15 protein-coding genes are annotated in these 22701 nt (G+C 71.1%); 8 read left to right on the forward strand and 7 right to left on the reverse strand.

The window, feature by feature from the left end; translation table 11 throughout:
• Positions 1-119: 119 nt before the first annotated feature.
• Complete coding sequence (locus R3E98_09785) at positions 120-2132, forward strand: S9 family peptidase (protein ID MEZ4423690.1); 2013 nt, start codon at positions 120-122, stop codon at positions 2130-2132.
• Positions 2133-2153: 21 nt separating this feature from the next.
• On the opposite strand, the gene R3E98_09790 is transcribed toward R3E98_09785, so the two are convergent.
• The 5 genes from R3E98_09790 to R3E98_09810 form a co-directional block, all read right to left on the reverse strand.
• On the reverse strand, positions 2154-2975 hold the full coding sequence (locus tag R3E98_09790; GenBank protein MEZ4423691.1) for an AAA family ATPase: 822 nt from the start codon (positions 2973-2975) through the stop codon (positions 2154-2156).
• Positions 2957-4609 carry an amidohydrolase gene (locus R3E98_09795; protein MEZ4423692.1) on the reverse strand — a complete coding sequence of 551 codons (1653 nt, stop codon included), beginning with the start codon at positions 4607-4609 and terminating at the stop codon, positions 2957-2959. Before R3E98_09795 ends, R3E98_09790 begins: the two co-directional genes overlap by 19 nt.
• 96 nt (positions 4610-4705) lie before the next feature.
• Entirely contained in the window at positions 4706-5278 is a 573-nt protein-coding gene (locus R3E98_09800; GenBank protein MEZ4423693.1) for an NAD(P)H-dependent oxidoreductase, read from the reverse strand.
• Positions 5275-6885, reverse strand: a complete 1611-nt coding sequence (locus R3E98_09805) for an amidase (GenBank protein ID MEZ4423694.1) — start codon at positions 6883-6885, stop codon at positions 5275-5277. Before R3E98_09805 ends, R3E98_09800 begins: the two co-directional genes overlap by 4 nt.
• A gap of 2 nt (positions 6886-6887) precedes the next feature.
• Positions 6888-7850, reverse strand: coding sequence for a DNA-formamidopyrimidine glycosylase family protein (locus tag R3E98_09810; protein ID MEZ4423695.1), 963 nt, complete (start codon positions 7848-7850; stop codon positions 6888-6890).
• A 365-nt stretch (positions 7851-8215) separates the two neighbouring features.
• Between R3E98_09810 and R3E98_09815 the strand changes: the two genes are divergently transcribed.
• Positions 8216-9622: a DUF1552 domain-containing protein gene (locus tag R3E98_09815; GenBank protein MEZ4423696.1), complete on the forward strand. Its 1407-nt coding sequence runs from the start codon at positions 8216-8218 to the stop codon at positions 9620-9622.
• 165 nt (positions 9623-9787) lie between these two features.
• On the opposite strand, the gene R3E98_09820 is transcribed toward R3E98_09815, so the two are convergent.
• On the reverse strand, positions 9788-10783 hold the full coding sequence (locus R3E98_09820; GenBank protein ID MEZ4423697.1) for an alpha/beta hydrolase: 996 nt from the start codon (positions 10781-10783) through the stop codon (positions 9788-9790).
• Positions 10784-10814: 31 nt separating this feature from the next.
• Positions 10815-11684, reverse strand: coding sequence for a creatininase family protein (locus R3E98_09825; GenBank protein MEZ4423698.1), 870 nt, complete (start codon positions 11682-11684; stop codon positions 10815-10817).
• A gap of 292 nt (positions 11685-11976) precedes the next feature.
• On the opposite strand from R3E98_09825, the gene R3E98_09830 reads away from it, so the two are divergent.
• From R3E98_09830 to R3E98_09855, 6 genes are all read left to right on the forward strand, one after another.
• The gene (locus tag R3E98_09830; GenBank protein MEZ4423699.1) at positions 11977-14418 is read left to right on the forward strand and encodes a DUF1592 domain-containing protein; all 2442 of its coding nucleotides are present in this window, start codon (positions 11977-11979) and stop codon (positions 14416-14418) included.
• A 31-nt stretch (positions 14419-14449) separates the two neighbouring features.
• Positions 14450-15874, forward strand: coding sequence for a DUF1552 domain-containing protein (locus R3E98_09835; GenBank protein MEZ4423700.1), 1425 nt, complete (start codon positions 14450-14452; stop codon positions 15872-15874).
• Positions 15874-17676 (forward strand): ankyrin repeat domain-containing protein, encoded by a 1803-nt coding sequence (locus tag R3E98_09840; protein ID MEZ4423701.1) that lies wholly within the window; start codon positions 15874-15876, stop codon positions 17674-17676. The genes R3E98_09835 and R3E98_09840 overlap by 1 nt, the downstream gene beginning before the upstream one ends.
• Positions 17676-18530, forward strand: a complete 855-nt coding sequence (locus R3E98_09845) for a DUF1028 domain-containing protein (GenBank protein ID MEZ4423702.1) — start codon at positions 17676-17678, stop codon at positions 18528-18530. Before R3E98_09840 ends, R3E98_09845 begins: the two co-directional genes overlap by 1 nt.
• A 181-nt stretch (positions 18531-18711) precedes the next feature.
• Positions 18712-21057 carry a DUF5916 domain-containing protein gene (locus R3E98_09850; GenBank protein MEZ4423703.1) on the forward strand — a complete coding sequence of 782 codons (2346 nt, stop codon included), beginning with the start codon at positions 18712-18714 and terminating at the stop codon, positions 21055-21057.
• Positions 21058-21103: 46 nt separating this feature from the next.
• Positions 21104-22657: a M20/M25/M40 family metallo-hydrolase gene (locus tag R3E98_09855; GenBank protein MEZ4423704.1), complete on the forward strand. Its 1554-nt coding sequence runs from the start codon at positions 21104-21106 to the stop codon at positions 22655-22657.
• The last annotated feature ends 44 nt before the right edge of the window (positions 22658-22701 follow it).

Here is a 22701-nt window from a genome sequence, read left to right on the forward strand (position 1 = left end):
CCGCGCTGCACCGGCGCGGGTCGTCGGCAGGCAACGCAGGGGCGGATGCCACGGGTCCCCACCCTTGCCGGTCGCGCGGCGCCGCCGGAGGTTGGACGCGTCCATCTCCGGAGGCCGCCATGATCCACCGCCCGTTCGTCCGCTCCTTCGCGCTCGCCCTGCTCCTCGCCGCCGCGCCCGCGCTCCACGCCCAGGAGGGCGGGTGGACCGAGTCCCTGCAGATGCGTTACGACGGCGTGTCCGGCACCACGCTGTCCGCCGACGGGAGCTTGCTGGCCTGGGTCGTCCGCGAGCCCGTGATGGAGGGCGAGAAGTCCGAGTACGTCAGCCAGATCTGGGTGGCGGCGGCCGACGGATCCTGGAGCCTGCAGTACACGCGCGGCGAGACGTCCTCCGACAATCCCGCCTTCTCGCCGGACGGCCGGACCCTTGCGTTCTCGAGCGCGCGCTCAGGCAAGAACCAGGTGTGGCTGATCCCGGTGGGCGGCGGAGAGGCGCGGCAGCTCACCGACGCGGAGACCGGCGTGGGCGGCTTCGCGTGGGCGCCGGACGGAAGGCGGATCGCGTTCACGTCCACCGACCCCGAGACGGAGGAGGAGAAGCAGGCGAAGAAGGAGAAGCGCGACGTCATCCTGGTGGACCGCAACTTCAAGTTCGCGCACCTCTACGTGGTGGACGCCGACGCAGCGGACGACGGGACGCCGGACGCCGGCACCCGGCTCACCGAAGGCGCGTTCCATGTCAACGCGTTCGACTGGGCCCCGGACGGGCGCCGCATCGTGTTCGCGTCCCAGCCCGATCCGCGCATCAACACCGGCCAGATGCAGGGCGACCTGGCCATCGTGTCGGCCGAGGGGGGGACGCCCCAGCCCCTCGTCAGCGGAGCGGGAGCGGAGGGCAGCCCGCTGTGGTCCCCGGACGGACGGCGCATCGCCTACGTGTCGTCCGGAGATCAGCCCGAGCCGATCGGCCTCGGGGACGTCTACGTGATCCAACCGGACGGCGGCACGCCCACGCGGCTCGCGTACACGCACGACCGCTCCCCCAACCTCCTCGCCTGGTCGCGCGATTCCCGCTCGGTGTACTACGCGGAATCCGTGGGCACCACCAGCCAGGTCTTCGCCCTCCCGGCGGACGGGGGTGCGCCGCGCGCGCTCACGGAGGGCCAGGGCGTGCATGGCGCCGCGGCCGTTGCGAGCCAGGCGGACCGCATGGCCTTCACCTGGCAGACGAGCGACACGCCCGCGGACGTGTACGTCTCTCCGGTCGGCCGCTACCAGCCCACGCGCATCTCGGACGTGCACGCCGGCGTGCCCCGGCCCCCGATGGGTCGGACCGTCGTGCTGGACTGGACATCCAAGGACGGCACGCCGGTGGAGGGGCTGCTCACGTATCCTGTGGGCTACCGGGAAGGGCAGCGTGTCCCGCTGATCCTGAACGTGCACGGCGGGCCGGCCGGGGTGTTCTCGCAGAGCTTCACCGGCAACCCCGGCATCTACATGCTGCAGACCTTCGCGCAGAAGGGGTACGCGATCCTGCGTCCCAACCCGCGCGGCAGCACCGGCTACGGGAAGGAGTTCCGCTACGCCAACTTCATGGACTGGGGCTACGGCGACTACGAGGACCTCATGTCGGGCGTGGACCACGTCATCGACATGGGCGTGGCGCACCCGGACTCGCTGCTCCTGATGGGCTGGAGCTACGGCGGCTACATGACGTCGTTCGCGGTGACCCGCACGGATCGGTTCAAGGCCGCCAGCATGGGGGCGGGCCTCCCCAACCTGGTGAGCATGGTCACCACCACGGACATCCAGGACTACCTGGCCGGCCACATGGGCGGGGAGTTCTGGGACGACTACGACACCTACGAGAAGCACTCGGCCATCTACCGCATCAAGGAGGTGGTCACGCCCACCCAGGTCATCCATGGCGCCGAGGATCTCCGTGTGCCCTTCACGCAGGGACAGGAGTTCTACCGGGCGCTGGACCGGCGGGGTGTGCCGACGGAGTTCGTGGTCTATCCGCGCACGCCGCACGGTCCTCGTGAGCCCAAGCTGCTGATGGACGTGACCGGCCGCATCCTGGCCTGGTTCGACACCCACCTGCGGCCGGGGAGGCCGCGGGCGCAGTAGGGAGGGCGGCTCGCGCGGCCCTCACCCCCAGAGGTGCCGGAGAAACCGTTCCGGGTGCGCGAGGAAATCGCGCATCAGTGTGACGTGTGCGAGCTGGTCGAACGGGACCGGCCGCGGGGGCCGCTCGTCGAAGCTGACGATGGCGGCACCGGGGATGGCCATGAGGATGGGCGAGTGCGTGGCCATGATGAACTGCCCACCCGCGTCGATGGCCTCCCGCACCATGGCGATGAACGCGAGCTGGCTCTGCGGCGACAGCGCCGCCTCGGGCTCGTCGAGGAGGTAGAGCCCGTTCGGCACCAGGCGCGAGCGTAGGAGCGCCAGGAAGCTCTCGCCGTGCGACTGATGATCGATGTCCTCCCCGTAGCGCGCCTTCATCTCGTGCAGCGACCCGGCCGCCGGTCCCCGCGCCAGCGCCTTTGCGTAGTCCGAGGCGTCCGCGAACTCCACCTCGATCTCCTCCAGGCGCGCTTCCAGCACCGCGCGGTCCGCCCGCAGGCGCGCTGCGAAGCCGAAGAAGTCTTCCGCCCGCAGGAAGAAGCCGCGGTGCGTGCGGTGACGACTCCAGGACAGGCGCAGGTGCCCCGCCAGCGTACGCTGGGCCGCCAGGGTCTCGTCGCTCGCCGGGTCGCGTCGGCCCACCGCCGGGAGGCGCGCGGCCACGGCCAGCGCTTCGAGCAACGTCGACTTGCCCGAGCCGTTCTCGCCCACGAAGAACGTGACGGGCGCAGCCAGATCGAGCGGCTCCAGCGCGGCGAGAGACGGCACGCCGAACGGAAACGATGCAGCCGCCGCGCCCTCCGGCCAGCGCTTGCGCTGGACACTCAGGAGCTGGGCGGCCACACCACGCGTCCGCCGACCACGGTCAGGACGGGCTCCAGGTCCTCGAGGCGCTCGGGATCGATCTCGAACGGATCCTCCTCCAGGACGAGGAGATCCGCGAAGCGGCCCGGCTGCAGCGTGCCGCTCACGCCCTCGCGGAAGGTCAGGGCCGCGTAGCCTTCGGTCGCGGCCCGCCACACCTCCGCGGCCGGCAGTCGTTGGTCGGCGCCCATCACCCCGCCGCTGATCGTCCCGCGCGTGGTGAAGTGGTAGAGCGTCCAGAACGGCGGGTAGGGCACCACCGGCGAGTCCGTCCCGGTGGAGACGGGGATCCCGGCGTCCAGGTAGGCCTTGAGCGGCGTCGTCCACTCCGCCCGTTCCCGACCCCAATAGGACACGAGGCTGGGCGCCGCCAGATAGAGGTGGTCCTGGGCCGTGACGTGCAGCCCCAGCGCGCGCATGCGCTCGAAGTGCTCCGGCCGCGGCATGAAGCCGTGCTCGATCACCCAGCGCCGGTCCGTGATCGGCGTCTCCGCGTGCGCGGCCTCGTACGCATCCAGCACCAGGTCGATGGCGGCGTCGCCCACCGCGTGCGTGGCCACGCGCCACCCGCGCGCGTTCAGGGCGCGCACCACCGCGATGAAGTCGTCGCGCGCCATGGTCTGCAGACCGTGGTAGGTCCCACCTTCCCCCCAGGGCTCCTCGTACGGCTCGCGCATCCAGCCGCCTTCGAAGCCGCCGTCCACGCCCAGCTTCACCCCGCCGACGCGGAGCCAATCGTCTCCGCTGTCGGGCGCCGGCCATCCCGCGAGGACGGAGTCCACGTCCTCGGCGCCCGCTCCGCGCGGCCACCGGAACAGGTACTCGACGCGCGCCGTGAGGCGGCCCTGGTCCCGCAGCGTGGCGAAGGCGTCGTACTCCGCGCGCGAGCCCCCGGGCACACGGATCGCCACGAGGCCCAGCCGGTTGAGCTCGGACAGCGCATCTTCCCAGGAGGCCACGGGGTCCGCCGGTGCAGACGGCGGCAGCCGGACGGGCTCCTTGGCCCGGTCCACCAACTCGCCGTTCAGGCGTCCGTCGGGATAGCGGCCGATACGTCCGCCGGGTGGATCGGGATCGGAGGCGCGGATCCCGAAGCGCGCGAGCGCGGCGCTGTTGAGGATGTACTCGTGCCCGCCGCGCACCACGACGAGCGGGTGGTCGGGCACCGCCCGGTCCAGCTCGTCCCGTAGCGGGAGGCGTTGCTCGGCCAGCTGGCCCTCGTGCCAATCGGAGTTGGTGACGATGGGCTCTCCCGCCGGGGTGCCCGCCGCGCGCTCGGCCAGGGCGGCGTGGATGTCTCCCAGCGAGCGGGCCCGGGAGAGGTCCACGCCTGGCCCGCCACCGATCGAGTGCAGGTGGTTGTCCGCCAGACCCGGCAGCACCGTGGCGCCGCGCAGCGGCTCGACGCGCGTGTCGGGGCCGATCCAGCGCTCCAGGTCGTACTCGCCACCCACCGCGAGCACGCGCCCGTCCCGTAGGGCGATCGCGTCGACCACGGGGCCGCCCACGGTCACATGGATGCGGCCTCCCGTGAGCACCAGGTCGGCGGGCGGCTCGGCGCCGCAGGCGGCCAGGAACAGCGAGAGCCCCAGGATGGCTGCGCGCCTGCGCATGGGCCTGTGCTCCGCGAGCGCACCCGTACTCTCGAGGTCCACATCACCGCGCGCGCGCCGACCGGACACGCTCACCCGCTCAGCCACCGAATCCGCTCAACGACCGCACCTGCGCACCCAGTCCCGGAACCCCTCCAGATACGAGGCCAGGAAGTCACGCACCGAGTCGTCGGTCAGACGCAGGTCCTCATCGAACTTCTCGCGACAGCGCGGCACCACGACACCGGGATGAGGGAACGGCGCGGCCGCCATGCCCAGCAGGTTCAGCTTGAGCTGCTCCTGACCGCGCATGGTGCCGGAGAGGCCGGGTGCCGCGCCCATCATGCCGGTGGGCTTGTCGCGGAAGGGCGAGCGGAAGCCGGGACGCGAGACCCAGTCGAGCGCGTTCTTCAGCACCCCCGCCACACCGTAGTTGTACTCGGGCGCGGCCAGCAGCACGCCGTCCGCGGAGTCCACGGCGTCCTTCAGGGCGCGCACGGAGGCCGGACGCGCCTCGTCGGTGTCCAGGTCCGCGTTGTACAGCGGCACCTCGGCGATGTCGAAGAGCTCGATCGAGAGATCCGACGGGGCCAGCTCCGCCGCGGCCCGGAGCAGCGCCCGGTTGTACGAGCCGGCCCGCAGGCTCCCGGCGATCCCGACGATGGTCAGCGTCCCGCCCGTCGCGCTCACGGCGAGGCCTCGCTCGGCCGCAAGGACGGGAAGCCTGCGGGTGCGTGCCGATGATGCGTGCCCTGCTCGTAGGCGTAGGCCAGTCGGAAGAGCGTGCCCTCGTCGAACGGGCGGGCCAGCAGTTGCAGGCCGGCGGGCAGCTCGCCGTACGTCCACCCCATCGGGACGGTGGCGGCCGGCAGCCCGGTGGCCGGGGCCACCAACTGGCTGTTGTCGCCCTTGTACTCCTCCTCCGCGCGATCGAGGTGCGCGGGCGGATTGCGCCAGGTCGGGTACACGATCGCCTGCACGTCCGCGGCGTCCATCGCGGCCACGACCGCATCGCGATACGCCATGCGCGCCGGGTGCTCGGTGTAGTCCGGGCAGGGCGGATCCCAGGCGGGGGGCGCCACGTCCGTGCGGGCATCGCGATTGGCCGCGAGACGCTCCTCGATGTAGGGCGAATACGTCTTGCTTTCGTACGCCTCCATCACGTCGTGGATGGGGGCCTTCTCGCCCAGCGTCTCCAGGTAGCGCGCCACGTCGTAGCGGAAGCGGGAGCAGCCGGTGCGGGCCCGCAGGTGGTCCTCGAATCCGGGCACCTCGAACGGATCGACGACCACCGCGCCCAGGCGGGTGAGATCGGTCAGCGCGGCCTCGAAGACCCGGGTCACCGCGGTGTCCGCGTCGGGCCGGTCCACCAGCGTGCGCAGCACGCCGATGCGAGCGCCCTGCAGACCGTTGGCGTCCAGGAAGGTGGTGTAGTCCGGGACGTCGAAGTCGCGCGCGGTCTCGGTGTAGGGATCCTTGGGATCGTAGCCCGCGACCACCGTGAAGATGCGCGCGGCGTCCTCCACCGTGCGGGCCATGGGGCCGGCGATGTCGCGATCGAACGCGAGGGGGATCACGCCATCACGGCTGGTGAGCCCGATGGTGGAGCGGATCCCGAACAGCGCCAGGTGGGACGACGGCCCGCGGATGGAATTGCCCGTGTCGCTCCCGAGGCCGGCCACCCCGAAGCTGGCCGCCACCCCGGAGGCCGTGCCCCCGCTCGAGCCCGCGGGCACGCGGTCCAGCGCGTAGGCGTTGGCCGTGGTGCCGTAGGAGGAGCTCACCGTCTGCCGCGGGCTGAAGGCCCACTCGGCCATGTTGGTCTTGGCCAGCACGATCGCGCCCGCCCGCCGGACGCGCTCCACCATGGTGGCGTCGTCCGGCGGGAGCGAGCCCTGCAGCGCGGCCGAGCCCCCCGTGGTGGGCAGGTCGTGCGTGTCGAAGTTGTCCTTGACCAGGAGCGGCGCGCAGAAGAGCGGGCCGGGGGTCTCCCCGGCGGCGAGCGCCGCATCGATGGAATCCGCCACTGTCAGCGCCCGCGGGTTCACCTCGGTGATCGCGTGCAGACCGGTGGAGCCATCGTAGCGCTCGATGCGCTCCAGGTACGCCTGCACCACCATCCGGCAGGTCGTGCGTCCGCCCCGGATCGCGTCCTGCAGCTCCGCGAGCGTGGCCTCGACCACCTCCACGGGCTCGGGCTCGGGGCCGGCGGCGGCACACGCCGCGGCCACGAGCCCGCCCGAGATCGCCAGCGCCGAAACCGCGCCGGGCCGCAGCCGCCGACGTCCCTCTCGCATCCTCACCCGGGCTTCCTCCCGCTCCGCTGATCGATGTGGTCCTCCATCTCCTCCAACGTGCGCGGCCAATCCTTCCCCAACAAGCGCGACAGCGCCCGGTCCGCCAACAGCTTCCCATCGGTCTGACAGCCGGGGCAGTAGTTGGTCTCGCGGTCCGCGTAGCGGATGCGTTGGATGGGGCTGCCGCACTGCGGGCAGGGCTGCCCGAACTTCCCGTGCGCCATCATCTCCGGATGGAAGGCGGTGACCTTCGTGGGGAAGCGGTCGCCCCACTCCTCGCGCAGCCGCGCGCTCCAGCGCGTGAGCGAGGCCCGCGTGGTCTCCCACAGCCGCTCCACCTCCGCGTCGCTGAGGTTCCGCGTGAGCTGTACGGGGGAGAGGCGGGCCTCGAGCAGGATCTCGTCGGAGTGCGCGTTCCCGACTCCACTCACCAGGCGGGGATCGGTCAGCGCGCGCTTGAGCGTCCGGTTCTCGCGGCGGAGCGCCTCGGCGAACGCGCCGGGTGTCGCGCTCAGGGGCTCGACGCCTCCCCGGTGCAGCTCCGCCAGGGCGGCCTCTCCCTTCAGGACGTGCAGGGCCGCCCGCTTCCGTGTGGCCTGCTCCGTCAGCAGCAGCGTGCCGTCGTCGAAGTCGAAGGCCGCGTGGCCGGTCTTCCGCGGCACCTGCGCGCCGGGCTTCAGCCACTGGAAGCGTCCCGTGATCATCAGGTGCACGACGGCGAAGAGCGGCTCTCCGGCCAGATCGGGCTCGAACCGGAACGCGATCCGCTTCTGGAGCGCGAAGACGTCGGCCACGGTCCGGCCGACCAGCGTGGACACCGGCGGGTCCACGGTGCGCAGCAGCGACGGGGAGCGGACGCGGAGGTCCTGGAGCACATGCCCCACGACCCGGGGTCGGAGGGCCTCGACGTACAGCGCGATCTCGGGAAGCTCGGGCACGTTGCGCTCGCGCGACGGATGGAACACGAGGATCGGGTCGACCGGAACCGCGCGGGCCGATCCCGGCGGCGGCGGAGGCGTCCGTGCGCGGCCGCGGACCGGGCCACGGCTCCGCCCCCCGCGGCCGCAACGCACGGGTAGCAGCCGGCCGGGTCGGCGTCCAGCACCGCGGGTCCTGCCGGGGCCACCCTCCCTGCCCGCAACTCCTTGACCCACCTGGGGAACGGCTCGAATCGTGCTATCCCGGGTAGACGTCAGGAGCACCACCGGCAGGAGCGCCCATCGATCTGGTCAAGACGGCGCTGCCTCCGTATTCTGATAGTGCTGTACCCGCCGGCCCGGAGCAGGGCCCGGACGTGGATCGTTGGACGCACGCCAGGAGCTCGTGGAACATGCACTTCCTCACCAGCAAGCGTATCGAGCGCCGTTCCTTCCTGAAGGGAGTCGGGGCCAGTATCTCGCTGCCGTTCCTGGACGCCATGCTGCCGGCGGGACGGCTGGTCGGTCAGACGGCCGCCGAGTTGGACAAGGTCCGTTTCGTGGGCATCGAGATGGTGCACGGCGCCGCCGGTGCGAACGAGTGGGGTGCCACGCAGAACCTCTGGTCCCCTGCGCAGGTGGGGAAGAGCTTCGACCTCGGCACCAGCTCGCTCAAGCCGCTCGAGCCCTTCAAGGACTACCTGACCATCGTCAGCAACACCGACGTCGAAGGGGCGGAGGCACGCAGCGCTGCCGAGATCGGCGGTGACCACTTCCGCTCCAGCGCGGTGTTCCTGACCCACGCGCACCCGAAGCAGACGCAGGGCTCCGACGTCTTCGTCGGCACCTCGCTCGATCAGTACTACGCCAAGCGCTTCGGGCAGGACACGCCCATCCCCTCGCTGCAGCTCTGCATCGAGAACGTGGATCAGGCCGGGGGCTGCGCCTACGGCTATGCCTGCGTCTACACGGACAGCGTGAGCTGGGCGTCGCCCACCGAGCCGCTCCCGATGATCCGCGATCCGCGCGTGGTCTTCGACCAGCTCTTCGGTGCCGGCGGCACGCCCGAGCAGCGCGCGATCCGCCGTCGCGAGCAGCGCAGCATCCTGGACTGGGTGGCCCGCGAGGTCGCGACCCTGAAGCGCCAGATCGGGCCCGCGGACGCGGTGCGCATGGACCGCTACCTGGAGAACATCCGGGAGATCGAGCGCCGCATCGAGCGCATCGAGGCGCGCAACTCCAGCGGGGAGGAGCGCGAGCTGATGGGCGCCCCCGCCGGCGTGCCGGACGACTTCGAGGAGCACGTGAAGCTCATGTTCGACCTGCAGGCAGTCGCCTTCGCGTCGGACATCACGCGGGTGTTCACGTTCAAGATGGGCCGCGACGGTTCCGGGCGGGTCTATCCGGGCTCCGGTGTGGACGCGGGCTTCCATCCCTCCTCGCACCACGGCGGCCAGGAGAAGCGGGTCCTCGACTTCGCCAAGATCAACGAGTACCACGTCAGCATGGTGCCCTACTTCCTCGAGAAGCTGAAGAACCTGGACGAGGGCGACTCCACGCTGCTGGACAAGACGGTCGTGGTGTACGGCTCCCCCATGGGAGACTCCAACCTCCACAACCACAAGCGCTGCCCGCTCTTCATCGCGGGTGGAGCCAACGGCCGTCTGCCGATGGGCCAGCACATCAAGGCGCCGGACGGGACGCCCATGGCCAACGCGCTCCTCACCGTGGCGCACGCCATGGGGCTCGAGGACATGGAGAGCTTCGGCGACAGCACGGGGCCGCTCTCCTTCTCGACCAGCGCGACGTCGGAGATGTAGGAGCCGGCTCCGGCACGAAGCTGCACGAACGGGGCGGTGGGTCGAGAGATCCGCCGCCCCGTTTCGTCGTTCGCGCACCGCGCACGCCGCGCGTCGCCCGGTCACACGACGGCCCGGTCACAGGACGGCCCGGTCACAAGACGCCGGTGACAGGCAGGCCCGCGCTCACCCGCTGGGCGCGGACGCCTCCACGAACGTCACGATCTCGTCGCTGAGCCGCGCGGTGGTGCTCGGCGAGAGGATGTCACCGGCCAGCACGTGCTGCGCGGCATCGTCGCTGTCGCGCACGAGCACGGTCGTCTTGCGCTGCGACCCGAGCCGCTCGAAGGCGGCCAGGGCCGCCTCCGGCGCGATCACCTGATCGTGTGCGCTGTACGCCATCCACGTGGGTGTGTGCACGGCTTCCAGGGGCAGGTCCTCCACGTGCGCCACCAACGCCATCATCGGGAGCAGCGCCCGGCTCGGGTAGCGCGTGGTCCAGTGCCGCGCCTGCTCGGCGTTGGCCGGTTCCCACACGCGCTCCCTGCCCTGCACCACCCGCAGCAGCGTCCCGCCCCAGGGCCACAGGAGCATGCGGGCCCGCGGGTCGCGGGGTCCCAGGTTGGGCGAGATCAGCACCAGCGCGTCCAGCCGCTCACGCCACTCCGGACGGGTGGCGGCCCACAGCGCGAGGCTCGCGCCGGTGGAGGTGCCCATCAGCACGACGCGCTCCCCCAGGCGCTCGGCCACGGCGAAGGCCTCGGCCACGTCGGCCATCCAGTCCGTTACGGACACCTCCGCCATCGCCTCTCCGGGGCGGCCGTGCCCCGCCAGTCGGGTGTAGTAGAGGTTGGCGCCGAGCCCGGCCGCGACCGAGTCGGGCAGCGGCCGGACCTCCTGGCGGGTGGCCGAGAATCCGTGCAGGTAGACCACCACCCGATCCGTCGGTGCCGGCCCCGCCGGATCGGCCCACACGATCGTCCTGGCCGCGCCGGGGCGGACGTCCCCCACCGCGGCTTCGCGGGCTTCCAGCCACGGGCCCAGCGCCGTCGGGTCGCGGGGCAGGCCGAGCGTGGCGGCATCCGCGAGGCGCGGCGGGTCACCGACCCGGGCCCGGGGTCCGACCAGCGCAATCACCGCCGCGCCGGTCGCGGCCAGCAGGAGCGCGCGGCGCCAGCGCACCACACCCTCCGATGTCGCGGGCCGGTCGGGGCTAGGAGCCCCGCGCCGCCCGGATGGCCTTGGCGGTCTCCTGCACCCGGAAGCGCATGATGCGCTGGCCGATCTCCACCGTCTTGTCCTTGGGCGCGATGCTCAGGCCGTTGATGGTGGCCTTGCCGGCCTTGACCCGCTGGTCGTATCGGACCGTGCTGGGATCGGTGACCATCATCAGGGAGGTGATGACGAAGTCGTCGTGGATGCCGTCGCTCGTCGGCTCCTTGATCCCGAGCTCGTTCTCCATGTACGCGAACGCGTCCTCGTAGCGATAGAACTCGGGGATGAAGTGGGCGTGGGCCTCCTCTCCCCACCGGGCGTTCTGCGCCTCGGCCACCGCCTGCATGCCCCGCTGGTTCCCGCCGCTGTCCCCGATGTAGACGACGTGCTCGAACCCGTGGGCCTTCAGGCTGCTCCCGATGTCGTCCAGCATCTGGCGGAAGGTCTCCTCGCGCAGGCTGATCGTGCCCGGGTAGCGCATGTGGCCGCTGGGGTTGTCGATGTCCCCCTCCGGGACGTACTTGACGATCGGGGCGCACAGCGCGTCGCCCAGCTCCTCGGCGATCCCGGCGCAGGCGCCCTGCAGCACGTAGTTGTGCTTGCCGAGCGCGAGGTACGGCCCGTTCTGCTCGATCCCTCCGGTCGGGATGATGACCGTCCGGGTCCCCGCTGCCAGGGCGTCGCGGACCTCCATCCAGGTCAGCTCCTCCAGCCAGACCGAGCTGCCGGCCTCGATCGGACGGGGCGCCTTGAGCTCCTCCTGGAGGCGCCGCTCCATCTCGGCGGCATCAGGGCGTTGCGCCAGCGCAACGGTCGGGAGCAGGCCACCGAGGGCCAGGGCGAGGGCGACACAGCGTCCGGACGTCATGCGGGGCTCCTTGGAACGGGCGAAAACGGCGCCGCCCCGGCCTTTGGGGCCGGCGGGAGGCCCCCACACGGTAGTGCCCCACCGCGCCCCCGGCCAGCCGCACCCGCGGCGCCCGTGGCGAGGCTCCCCCGCGGCACCCCTCCTGCGGGTAGGCGATGCTGGCCCGAAACGCCGCAAGCCCTTATTCTCAAAGGGTATCGACAGGTCATACCGGTTGTCCCCAGGTCCCGCGATCGGGCCCCGGGTGGCACCGAAGTACCCGCCAGTTCCCGCTGGCTTCCGTGAGGAGCGAATGAGCAGAATCGCCCCCGCCGCTGTCGTCACCACGCTGTTGGCCGCGCTGTTCGCGTTCGGCGGCTTGACTGCACGATCCGGCCCCTCCCCCGTCGTGGCGTCGACCCATCCGGCCGACACGATGTCCGTGGACGCGGCCAACGAGACCGTGCAGGCGTTCTGTCAGCGCTGTCACAACGATCGAGCGCTGCGCGGCAACCTCTCGCTGGCGAGCTTCGACGCCTCGGCGATCGACGCGGATCCCGAGGTCGGCGAGAAGATCATCCGGAAGCTGCGGGCGGGAATGATGCCGCCCTCGAGCGCCCGCCGTCCCGAGGAGGCCGTGCTGGCGGCCCTCGCCGGCACCCTCGAAACCCGCCTGGACCGCGCCGCGGCCGCCGATCCCGATCCGGGCTACCGGCCGTTCCAGCGGCTCAACCGCGCCGAGTACGAGCGCTCGATCCATGAGCTGTTCGGTCTCGAGATCGACGCGGACGCGTTCCTGCCGCCCGAGACCATGAGCGCGGGCTTCGACAACATCGCGGACGCGCAGGTGCTCTCGGCGACCCTGATCGAGGCCTACCTGACGGCCGCGGGCGAGATCGCGCGCATGGCGGTGGGCGATCCACGCGCCACGCCGGCCGAGACCTCCTATGAGATCTCGCGCTACGCCGAGCAGCGGGAACGCGTCGAGGGCGCTCCGTTCGGCACGCGCGGTGGGCTTTCGGTGATCCACAATTTCCCGGCGGACGGCGAGTACACCTTCCGCATGTCGTTCATCACCGAGTCCACGGGCAACTTCTTCGGTCAGACCTCCCCGTTCGAGGAACAGATCGAGATCTCGGTGGACGGCGAGCGCAAGGCCTTGCTGGACATCGACCGCTTCATGCACGTGCAGGACCCGAACGGCGCCAACCTGCTGTCGGAGCCCATCGCCATCACCGCTGGACCGCACCGCGTGTCGGCTGCGTTCCTGCGCCGTGCCGAGGGCCCCGTGGACGACGTGCTGCGTCCCCACGAGTGGAGCGTGGCCGACCACAAGATCGGCTACTCCTACGGCATCACGAGCCTGCCCCACCTGCAGGACCTGGCCATCACCGGCCCGTACAACGTGACCGGCGTGTCCGAGACGCCGGTGCGCGCGCGCATCTTCAGTTGCCATCCCGGCCAGGGCAGCGAGGAGGAGCCTTGCGCCCGCGAGATCCTCGCCCGCATCGCCGCCGAAGCGTATCGCCGCCCGGTGACCGACGCGGACGTGGACCCGCTCATGAAGATCTATCGCGAAGGCGCGGACCAGCGCGGATTCGAATTCGGCGTGCGCACCGGTCTGCAGGCGGTCCTGGCCAGCCCGGACTTCGTCTTCCGCTTCGAGGAGCCCACCCACGCGGTGGAGGCCGGCGACGTCTACCAGATCAGCGGTCTGGACCTGGCGACGCGCCTCGCCTTCTTCCTGTGGGGCACGCCGCCCGACGAGGAGCTGGTGGAGCTGGGGCACTCCGGGAAGCTGGGCGATCCGCAGGTCCTGCGCGCGCAGGCCGAGCGCATGCTCGACGATCCACGCGCCGATGCGCTCGGAGAGCGCTTCGCCTACCAGTGGCTGCGTCTCTTCGACCTCGACAAGGTCCATCCCGATCCGCTGACGTTCCCGGATTATCACGAACAGCTCTCGCACGCGATGATCACGGAGACGGAGCTGTTCTTCAATCACGTGCGCGCCGAAGGGCTCAGCCTCTTCGATCTGCTCACGGCGGACTACACGTTCGTCAACGAGCGCCTGGCGCGGCACTACGGCATCCCGGGTGTGTCCGGGGACGAATTCCGCATGGTCTCGTACCCGAACGACCAGCGGCGTGGCCTGCTCGGACACGGCTCGGTGCTGACGCTGACGTCGCACGCGGACCGCACGTCGCCGGTGCTGCGCGGCAAGTGGGTCATGGAGGTGCTGCTCGGCAGCCCGCCGCCCCCGCCGCCGCCCAACGTCCCCACGCTCGAGGAGCAGGAGACGGCGTCGGAGGGCCGCGTGCTGACGGTGCGCGAGCGCATGGAGCAGCATCGCGCCAACCCGACCTGCAACGCCTGCCACATCATGATGGACCCGATCGGCCTGGCCCTGGAGAACTACGACGTGACGGGCCGTTGGCGGATCAAGGACGCCGGTGCGCCGGTCGAGGCGGACGGCACCCTCTACGACGGCTCGACCATCGAGGGCGTGGAGGGCCTGCGCAACGCGCTGCTGCGTCGACCGGAGTCCGTGGCGCGCTCGTTCACGGAGAACCTCATGGCGTACGCCCTGGGACGCCGTATCGAGGCGCGTGACATGCCGACCGTCCGCGCCGTGGTCGCCGAGGCCGCCAAGGACGACTACCGCCTCGAGTCGCTGATCGAAGGCGTGATCATGACCGACGCCTTCCGCTTCAAGCGGGCCGCCGCGACGACCGCGGACGCCCCCGCCGGCAACTGATCCGAACCGAGACCTGAAGGAGATAGAAGAGATGACGATTCTCACCGGCAAGCACATCGCCCGGCGGACGTTCCTGCAGGGCATGGGGGTCTCGGTCTCGCTGCCGTTCCTCGATGCCATGCTCCCGGCGGGCCGGCTCTTCGGCAACGCCGCGGCCGAGCTCGACAAGACCCGCCTGGTCGCCATCGAGATGGTGCACGGGGCGGCGGGAGCCAGCGAGTACGGCGCGGCCCAGAACTTCTGGTCCCCCGCGGCGACCGGCAGCGCCTTCGACCTCTCTCCCACGTCGTTGAGCTCGCTCGACCCGTGGCGCAACTACCTGACCATCGTCTCCGACACGGACGTCCGGAACGCCGAGGCGTTCGAGACACCCGAGATCGGCGGCGACCACTTCCGGTCCAGCGCGGTGTTCCTGACCCAGGCGCACCCGCACCAGACGGTCGGCTCCGACATCTACGCCGGCACGTCCATGGACCAGAAGTTCGCCCACAAGTTCGGGCAGGACACGCCCATCCCGTCGCTCCAGCTCTGCATCGAGAACATCGATCAGGCGGGCGGCTGCGCGTACGGCTATGCCTGCGTCTACACGGACACCATCTCCTGGGCGTCGCCGACCGAGCCGCTCCCGATGATCCGGGATCCGCGGGTCGCGTTCGACATGCTGTTCGGAGCAGGCGGCACGCCGGAGGAGCGGGCGAGCCGTCGGCGCACGAACAAGAGCATCCTGGACTTCATCGCGGGCCGCGTGGCGCAGCTCAACCGCGAGCTGGGTTCGGGAGACCGGATCCGGATGGAGCGCTACCTGGACAACATCCGGGAGCTCGAGCGCCGCATCCAGCTGGTCGAGGCCTACAACACCAGCGGCGAGCTGCGTGACCTCCCCGAGGCGCCGGCCGGCGTGCCGGACTCCTTCGAGGAGCACGTCAAGCTGATGTTCGACCTGCAGGCGCTCGCCTTCGCGTCGGACATGACGCGGACCTTCTCGTTCAAGATGGGCCGCGACTCGTCCGCACGGGTCTTCCCGGAGAGCGGCGTGGACAAGCCGTTCCACCCGGCCTCGCACCACGGGAACAACGAGAAGGCGATCGAGGACTTCGCCCAGATCAACCGCTACCACGTCAGCATGCTGCCCTATTTCCTGCAGAAGCTGGCGGACCTGGACGAGGGCGGCACGAGCCTGCTGGACAAGACGATGATCGTCTACGGATCGCCGATGGGCGACCCGAACGTGCACAACCACAAGCGCTGCCCGCTCCTGATCATGGGCGGCGCCAATGGGCAGATGCAGGGCAACCTGCACGTGCGCGCGGCCGCGGGCACACCCATGGCCAACGTCATGCTGACCCTCATGCACAAGCTGGGGCTGGAGGAGGAGTCCTTCGGCGACAGCACGGGCGAGTTCCAGTTCCGGGACGCGACCGTCAACGACGGCCTCGACGGCCAGGGCACCCTGTGATGAGTACACGCGCGATGCGGCGCCGGTGGAGCGGCGCCTGGATGGTGGCGTTCATGGCCGTGGTCCTGCTCGGCGCGACCGGTCCCGAGTCCCCGGTGGCGGACGCCGCCATGCGAGGTCAGGTGGACGCCGTGCAGGCGCTCCTGGCGCGGGGCGCGGACGTGAACGTGCCGCAGGGTGACGGCATGACCGCCCTGCACTGGGCAGCCGAGCGCGGAGACGAGGCGTTGGTGCGCCTGCTCCTGGACGCGGGCGCGGAGGCGTCGGCGACCACGCGCAACGGCAACTATACGCCGTTGCACCTCGCGGCCCGGAGCGGGGACGCGGTCATCGTGAAGGCCCTGCTGGATGCGGGAGCCGACGTGACGGCCCGCACCAGCACGGGTGGAGCGTTGGCCATCCACATGGCGGCCGCCGCGACCAGCGCCGAAGCCATCGAGGCGCTGGTGGCGGCCGGTGCGGAGGTGGACGCCACCGACGAGGCCTTCGGTCAGACGCCGCTCATGTTCGCAGCGGCGGCCGGCCGGCTTCCGACCGTGAAGGCGCTCCTGGCGGCCGGCGCGGACGTGGGCCTCACGTCGAGCGTGGTCGACATCGCCGAGCGGGCGCAGCGTGACCGGGCCGCCCAGGTGGCGCGCAACCGGCGCGTGCGCGCGGCCTACGCCGAGCGGATGGGTCGTCCGGCCGCGGAAGCCCCCCAGCGGGAGCAGCGCGGGCAGCAGCAGCCGGCGCAGCGCGGACAGGGCCAGCCGGGTCAGGACGGCGAGTACCTGCCCCAGCGCATGCAGGAGGACGTGGAGCCGCTGTCCTACGGCCAGCTGGTCGGGGGACAGGGTGGGCTCGCGGCGCTCCACTACGCCGTCCGCCAGGGCTTCGGTGACGTGGCCCACGCGCTCCTGGACGCCGGGGCCGAGATCAACCAGGTCACCGGAGGCGACCACACGAGTCCCCTGGTGATGGCCTGCATCAACGGGTACTTCGACCTGGGACTCGAGCTCCTCGACCGCGGCGCCGACGTGAACCTCACCACGGACGCGGGCGTCTCGCCGCTGTTCGCGGTGATCAACACGCACTGGGCGCCCAAGTCGCGTTATCCGCAGCAGATGGCCTACATGAACCAGAAGGCCGGCTACATGCAGATGATGCGGACGTTCCTGGAGGCGGGAGCGGACCCCAACGTCCGGCTCACCAAGCACCTCTGGTTCCTGGGCTACAACTTCGACCTGCTGCAGGTGGACGTGGCCGGAGCCACGCCGTTCTGGCGCGCCGCCTACGCCACCGACGTGCCGGCCATGAAGCTGCTGGTCGAGCACGGCGCCGACCCGAACATCCCGACCAAGAAGGTGCCGGCCCGCCGGGGTGGGGAGTCCGACCAGGGAGACGTGGGGGACAACGATCCGTCGGGCCTGCCCCCCGTTCCCGTGGGCGGTCCGGCCGTCTACCCGATCCACGCCGCCTCGGGTGTCGGGTACGGCGAGGGCTTCGCGGGCAACGCCCACCGGCACGTGCCGGACGGGTGGGTGCCGGCCGTGCGCTACCTGGTCGAGGAGCTGGGTGCGGACATCAACGCCCGCGATCACAACGGCTACAGCGCGCTGCATCACGCGGCAGCCCGGGGCGATGTCGAGCTGATCCAGTACCTGGCGGATCACGGCGCCGATGTGACCGTGGTGAGCCGGCGCGACCAGACCGCGGCCGACATGGCCAACGGTCCGGTGCAGCGCGTGCAGCCCTGGCCCGAGGCGCTCGAGCTGCTCGAGAAGCTGGGATCCAAGAACAACCACCGCTGCGTGTCGTGCTGATGCGACGTGCGGGCCGCGGGGGCCTTCGGGCCCCCCGGCCCCACCGCTTCGCGCGGACGGCCCTCCTCACCGCAGTCGCTTCGGTCCTCCTTCCCGTCTCGCTCTCCGCCACCTGGTCCGTCATCGCCGTGGACCAGCGCACCGGCCGCGTCGTCATCGCGTCGGCCACCTGTGTGCCCCAGGACCGGCTCCTGAACTTCCCCGCCCGCGGACTGATGGACATCCAGGCCATCGTCATCCCGGGCGTCGGTGTGGCCGCCGCGCAGGCCGGCGTGGACCGCACGCGGGAGAACCAGACGCTGATCTACCGCGAGCTGCAGAAGGGCACGGCTCCGGAGCAGATCATCGACATGTTGTCGGAGGATCCCGACTTCCAGCGCCGCCAGTTCGGCATCATCGACCTGCAGGGCCGCTGCGCCGGGCACTCGGGCAGCGGGAACGGGCAGGCCTCGCTCTGGCAGGCGGACAGCATCCCGGAGCTGGGCATCACGTTCTCGGTCCAGGGCAACATCCTGGCCTCCGACGACGTGGTGCATCAGGCCGTGGCCGCCTTCAAGGCCGAGACGGGCTCGCTCGCGGACCGCGTGATGGCCGCGATGGAGGCGGCGGACGCCGCCGGTGGCGATTCCCGCTGCACCTGCACCACCGACCCGGTGCTGGAGGCCCCGTGCACGCACAAGACGTCGCACGTGGCCTACATCCTGGGCGCCACTCCGGGAGACATCCCCGGGGCCTCCAGCGAGTTCTTCATCAACGTGACGGACCAGGACATCCAGCCGCAGGAGAACGCCAACCCGGTCACCACGCTCCGGCTCCGCTACGAGCGTTGGAAGGCCGCGGGCGGGAGGTTCTGAGCGGGCGCGGAGCGCCCCATCGCGGATCGCCGAGCGGGGCGCCGACCGGGGGTCGGCGCCCCGCCGTCGTTTCCGGCAGCCCGGAACCGCGTACGGGGTCGCGGCACACCCGGCGGATCGACGCTGCCCGCTCTGCCGCCCCTGGCGTCGCGGCGGTCCCGCCCGTCACTTTGCGCCCGCCATGATCGATGCACTTCGTTGCCGTTTCCGCCGCTTCGCCCCCGCCGCGGTCCTGTCCGTCCTTTCCGGCCTCGCGGCCCTTCCCGGCTCCGCGCACGCGCAGGACGGCGGCCTGTCCTCGCCCGCGCCCGGGGAGGCGCTGCCCGGCCGCCTGGCCCCCGGCGGAGGACCCGAGGCCCAGGGGATCGTGGATCTGCCGCGGCTGGGCGGGCCGGTCACGCTGGACGGCCCGAGCGACGAGGCCGCCTGGGCCGACATCCCGCCGTTCGTGCTCACCATGTACGAACCCACGTTCCGGGGGGACTCCGAACGGCGCGTCGAGCTGCGTGTGGCCTACGACGACGAGGCCCTGTACGTGGCGGCTCGCTTCTGGCACACCGACGCGCGCGACATCCGCGCGTTCTCCCTGACGCGCGACCGGTGGAGCGGCGACGACAGCTTCGGCATCCTCCTCGACACGTTCAACGACAACGAGAACGCGCTGCGGTTCGTGGGGATGCCGCTGGGCACGCGCATGGACATGTCCATCACCGGCGACGGCCAGCAGGCGGACGGCGGCGGCGGCGGGCTGGGTCCGCGCAACAACGCCTGGAACACGTTCTGGGATCTCGAGACCCGGATCACCGAGGACGGGTGGCACGGGGAGATGCGCATCCCGTTCTCCAGCCTGCGCTTCGAGAGTGGCCCCGACGGCTCCGTGGTGATGGGCATGATGGTCTATGCGTACGAGCCTGCGCGCGGAGATCGGTGGACGTACCCGGCCATTCCCCGCAGCTACCCGTACACGCAGGTGTCCGTCTGGCAGGACGTGCGCCTGCGGGATGTCGCGCCTCGCACGCCCATCTACCTGAGTCCCTATGCCCTGGGCTCCGCCGAGCGCGGGACGGTGCTGGCCGGCGACGAGAGCGCGTTCCTGGGCACATCGGACCGCAGCGTCGAGTTCGGCGGGGACCTCAAGATCAATCCGACGCCCAACCTCACGCTGGACCTGACCGTCAACACGGACTTCGCGGCCGTCGAAGCCGACCAGCAGCAGGTGAACCTGACGCGCTTCTCCCTGTTCTTCGAGGAGAAGCGGCCCTTCTTCCAGGAGCGGGCGGGCATCTTCCAGTTCGAGACCGGGGCCGACCGCGGCACGCTCTTCTACTCCCGCCGCATCGGACTCGCGGACGGCGCGCCCGTGCGCATCCTGGGTGGCGCACGCCTGGTCGGGCGCCTCGGCGCCTGGGACGTAGGCCTGATCGAGATGCAGACGGCCGGCCTCGACAACCTGGCCGCCGAGAACTTCGGCGTGCTGCGTCTGCGCCGCCGCGTCCTGAACGCCAACTCGTTCCTGGGCGCGATGGCCACCAGCCGGATCGACGCCGACGGGGGCTACAACGCCACCTACGGCGTGGACGGCCTCTTCCGGCTCTTCGGCAACGAATACGTCACGCTGAAGTGGCTGCAGACGCTGCAGGGGGGCGACGCGGTGCGCGACGGCCTCCCGGGCGGCCTGGACGCGGCGCGCCTGGTGCTGGACTGGACGCGTCGGCAGGTGGAGGGGCTCAGCTATCAGCACGCCCTCACGTGGTCCGGTCCGGGCTACGATCCCGGGATCGGATTCGAGCCGCGCTCGGACTTCGTGCGGGGGCAGAGCGACTGGAGCTACCAGTGGTTCCCCACCGGGGCCTCGCGACTGCGGCGCGTCTGGCTGGGCGCGCAGAACAACGTCTGGGTGCGCAATGCCGACGACCGCGTGGATACGGGCCAGCTGCTGCCGTTCCTGCAGCTCGAGACCAAGCCGGGCTCGTCCATCAAGCTCTCGACCACCACGCTCTACGAGGACGTGCCCCTGGCCTTCGCGCTCTCCGACGACGCGCAGATCCCGGCCGGGACCTACTGGGCCACGGAGGGAGCGCTGGAGCTGCGCTCCGCCCGCGGCTGGACCGTCCGTCCCAACCTGACCCTGCGCGGAGGCCAGTTCTACGACGGCACCCGGGTCGGCGTCGAGACGGATTTCACCTGGCCCGCCAGCGCGCACCTGGAGCTGGGGGGCGGGTGGGAGTGGAACCGCATCCGCTTCGACGAGCGCCAGCAGTCCTTCGACTCCAACCTGCTTCGTCTCCGCGCGCAGGCGGCGGTCGACACCCGCGCCTCCATGAACGCCTTCATCCAGTACAACTCGCTCAGCGGGCAGGTCAGCACCAACGCGCGCTTCCGCTACAACTTCCGCGAGGGCCAGGACCTCTGGTTCGTCTGGAACGAGGGGCTCAACCTGGATCGGGACGTGGTGGGACTGCCCCGCCGTCCTTTCGAGGAAGCCCGCACCCTCACGGTGAAGTACACGCACACGCTCGTGTTCTGAGGTCCGTCCCGCCTTCCCCATCCGCTCGCTCGCCCAGGAGGTCCTGATGATCCCCTTCCGGCTCCGGCTCGCCGCGGCGCTGCTCGTCCTGACCCCCTTCCCCGTGGCGGCGCAGCGCGGACCCGAGGTGGCCCGCGCCTGGCGGGAGGCACACGAGGCCGAGATCCTCTCGGACTTCGTGGAGCTGCTGACCTATCCCAATCGCGCCCGCGACCTGGAGGACATCCGCCGCGCCGGTGGCTACGTGCGCGACCAGCTGCAGGCCGCGGGCGTCGAGGCCCGTCTGGTGGAGCTGGAGGGGGCTGCGCCCCTGGTGTACGGCGAGCTGCGCGTGCCCAACGCCACGCGCACGCTCGGCATCTACGTGCATTACGACGGCCAGCCGGTCAACCCGGACGAATGGACGCACCCGCCCTTCGAGCCCACGCTCTATACCGCCTCGATGGAGGCCGGCGGCACGCCGCGCCCTCTCCCGGCGTCGGGCGAGGCCGTCGATCCCGAATGGCGCGTGTATGCCCGCTCGGCAGGGGACGACAAGGCCCCCATCGCGGCCATCCTGCCCGTCCTGGCCGCCTTCCGGGAGGCCGGTGTGCAACCCACGTCCAACCTCATCTTCTTCCTCGACGGCGAGGAGGAAGCGGGTTCGCCGAACCTGGGCCGCTACATGGAGCGCATGGCGGAGCAGATCGACGAAGTGGACATCTGGCTGTTCTTCGACGGACCGGCCCACCAGAGCGGTCGTCCGCAGCTCACGTTCGGCGTGCGCGGCGCCATGGGGATGGAGGTGACCGTCTACGGCGCCACGCGCAATCTGCACTCGGGCCACTACGGCAACTGGGCCCCCGACACCGGGAACCTCCTCGCGCACCTGCTGGCGTCCATGAAGGCGCCGGACGGGGAGGTGCTGGTGGAGGGCTGGTACGACAGCGTGGCGCCGCTCGGGCCGGAGGAGCGCGCGGCGCTCGAGTCCATGCCGGACTACGATCCGGAGCTCAAGCGCGAGCTGGGGCTCGCCTGGACCGAAGGCGAGCCGGCCAGCCTTCCCGAGCGGTTGCTCCTGCCGGCGCTCACCATCCGCGGGCTCAGCGCGGCCAACACCGGTGCGCTGGCGGCGAACGTGATCCCGAACGAGGCGGTGGCCGCACTCGGCATCCGCCTGGTGAAAGGAAATGATCCGGAGCATATGCGGCAGCTGATCGTGCGCCACATCGAGCGCCAGGGCTACCACGTGGTGTCCGAGGAACCGGACATGGAGACGCGCCTGCGCTACCCGCACATCGCCAAGGTCACGGGAGGCGGCGGCTCGCCGGCCGCGCGCACGGAGATGGCCGACCCCTACGTGCAGCAGGTGATCCGCGCGGCGACCGACGCCGCCGACCGGGCCTTCGGGGAAGATGCGCTGATCCTCTCGCCCGGGATGGGCGGGACCCTGCCGCTGCATCTGTTCACGGACGTCGCGGGCAAGCCCGCCATCAACGTTCCGGTGGCCAACCACGACAACAACCAGCATGCGCCGGACGAGAACCTGCGCATCGCCAACCTCTGGTACGCGATCGATCTCTACGCCGCGTTGCTGACCATGCCGGCGCCGGCGTCGTAGGAATCGCAGGGGCCGCGGGTCATCCGGGGAGCCCGCGGGGGCTC

The sequence above is a fragment of the Gemmatimonadota bacterium genome (assembly GCA_041390125.1).
In the GTDB taxonomy this organism is placed as follows: domain Bacteria; phylum Gemmatimonadota; class Gemmatimonadetes; order Longimicrobiales; family Gaopeijiaceae; genus JAGQIF01.

What these genes read in the sequence shown, in the direction of transcription:
- R3E98_09785 (MEZ4423690.1), top strand. Translation starts at nt 120, where the DNA reads ATGATCCACCGCCCGTTCGTCCGCTCCTTCGCGCTCGCCCTGCTCCTC.
- R3E98_09795 (MEZ4423692.1), bottom strand. Translation starts at nt 4,609, where the DNA reads ATGCGCAGGCGCGCAGCCATCCTGGGGCTCTCGCTGTTCCTGGCCGCC.
- R3E98_09805 (MEZ4423694.1), bottom strand. Translation starts at nt 6,885, where the DNA reads ATGCGAGAGGGACGTCGGCGGCTGCGGCCCGGCGCGGTTTCGGCGCTG.
- R3E98_09815 (MEZ4423696.1), top strand. Translation starts at nt 8,216, where the DNA reads ATGCACTTCCTCACCAGCAAGCGTATCGAGCGCCGTTCCTTCCTGAAG.
- R3E98_09825 (MEZ4423698.1), bottom strand. Translation starts at nt 11,684, where the DNA reads ATGACGTCCGGACGCTGTGTCGCCCTCGCCCTGGCCCTCGGTGGCCTG.
- R3E98_09830 (MEZ4423699.1), top strand. Translation starts at nt 11,977, where the DNA reads ATGAGCAGAATCGCCCCCGCCGCTGTCGTCACCACGCTGTTGGCCGCG.
- R3E98_09835 (MEZ4423700.1), top strand. Translation starts at nt 14,450, where the DNA reads ATGACGATTCTCACCGGCAAGCACATCGCCCGGCGGACGTTCCTGCAG.
- R3E98_09840 (MEZ4423701.1), top strand. Translation starts at nt 15,874, where the DNA reads ATGAGTACACGCGCGATGCGGCGCCGGTGGAGCGGCGCCTGGATGGTG.
- R3E98_09845 (MEZ4423702.1), top strand. Translation starts at nt 17,676, where the DNA reads ATGCGACGTGCGGGCCGCGGGGGCCTTCGGGCCCCCCGGCCCCACCGC.
- R3E98_09850 (MEZ4423703.1), top strand. Translation starts at nt 18,712, where the DNA reads ATGATCGATGCACTTCGTTGCCGTTTCCGCCGCTTCGCCCCCGCCGCG.
- R3E98_09855 (MEZ4423704.1), top strand. Translation starts at nt 21,104, where the DNA reads ATGATCCCCTTCCGGCTCCGGCTCGCCGCGGCGCTGCTCGTCCTGACC.